Below are 1394 nucleotides of genomic sequence, written 5' to 3'. Positions count from 1 at the left end.
GGGCCTGTCTCGCCAACGGTGTTTCCGGCGATCTTGGTTAGTAGGTTTCAGCGGTCGGGAAGCGGTCGCTGAAGGTGATGGCGAAGGCGTTCAGAGCGGGTTTCCAGCGCATCGTCCATCGGGTCCTGCCTGTGCCGGTGGGGTCCAGGGACCGGGTCACCAGGTACAAGCACTTCAACGCGGCCTGCTCGTTCGGGAAGTGGCCACGGGCCTTCACCGCCCGCCGGTAGCGGGCGTTCAACGACTCGATCGCGTTCGTGGAACAGATGACCTTGCGGATCTCCAGGTCGTAGTCGAGGAACGGGATGAACTCCGCCCAGGCGTTGTCCCACAGGCGGATCACCGCCGGATACCTGCTGCCCCACTTCTCCGTGAGTTCGTCGAACGCCGCCCTGGCCGCAGCTGCGTTGACGGCGGTGTAGATCGGCTTGATGTCGCGTTTCAACTCGTCCCAGTAGCGGCGGGAGGTGAGCCGAAACGTGTTGCGGATCAGGTGGATCACGCAGGTCTGCACGATCGTGCGGGGCCACACGTTCGTCACGACCTCGGGCAGGCCTTTCAGGCCGTCGCAGACGCAGAAGAACACGTCCTTCATGCCCCGGTTGCGCAGGTCGGTGAGCACGCTCATCCAGAACTTGGCGCCCTCACCACCCGAGCCGGCCCACAACCCGAGGATGTCCTTCTCCCCATCGAGGGTCACGCCGATCGCGGCGTAGAACGGCCGGTTCGCGACCTGCCCGTCACGGACCTTGACCACGATCGCGTCGATGAACACCGCCGCGTAGACGGCGTCCAAGGGTCGGTGGGACCAGTCGGTCATCTCCTCGATGACCTTGTCCGTGATCCGCGAAATCGTCTCCTTGCTGACCGAGGCGCCGTAGATCTCGGCGAAGTGCGCCGAGATCTCCCCGGTCGTCAAACCCTTGGCATACAGCGACAACACCACCTCGTCGACCCCCGACAGGCGGCGCTGCCGCTTGCGGACGATCTGCGGCTCGAAGGTGCCCGCCCGGTCCCGCGGCACATCGATCTGCACCGGCCCCGACGTGTCGGTCAGGACCGTCTTCGACCGGGTCCCATTGCGGATGTTGCCCGCCCCAGCACCGTCGGGTTCGTGCTTGGCATAGCCGAGGTGATCGGTCATCTCCTCGTTGAGCGCGGTCTCCAGAACCGTCCTCGTCAACTGCTTCAACAGCCCTTCCGGACCGGTCAACGACAGGCCCTGTTCCTTCGCGGCCCGGACCAGCTCAGCAGCGGCCTTCGCCTCCGCCGACGCCTCAGGCCGCTTCTTCCGTCCGGACTGCTCGTTCAGTGTCGCGGTCATCACGGCACCCTCCTCACCAGGCACAACGCCCGGCAGGTCAGGCCGGAAACACCGTTAGATCCACACGCCC

At 65.4% G+C, this 1394-nt stretch carries 1 protein-coding gene; it reads right to left on the bottom strand.

Translation table 11 applies throughout. The annotated features are described in order from the left end of the window. Positions 1–37: 37 nt before the first annotated feature. The gene (locus tag C1I93_RS30460; RefSeq protein ID WP_111246680.1) at positions 38–1324 is read right to left on the bottom strand and encodes an IS256 family transposase; all 1287 of its coding nucleotides are present in this window, start codon (positions 1322–1324) and stop codon (positions 38–40) included. Positions 1325–1394: the final 70 nt, after the last annotated feature.

It is taken from the genome of Micromonospora endophytica (assembly GCF_003236305.1).
Lineage (GTDB): Bacteria > Actinomycetota > Actinomycetes > Mycobacteriales > Micromonosporaceae > Micromonospora > Micromonospora endophytica.
Note: the sequence above shows the minus strand (reverse complement) of the source record. Positions and strands in the feature narration are given on the sequence as shown.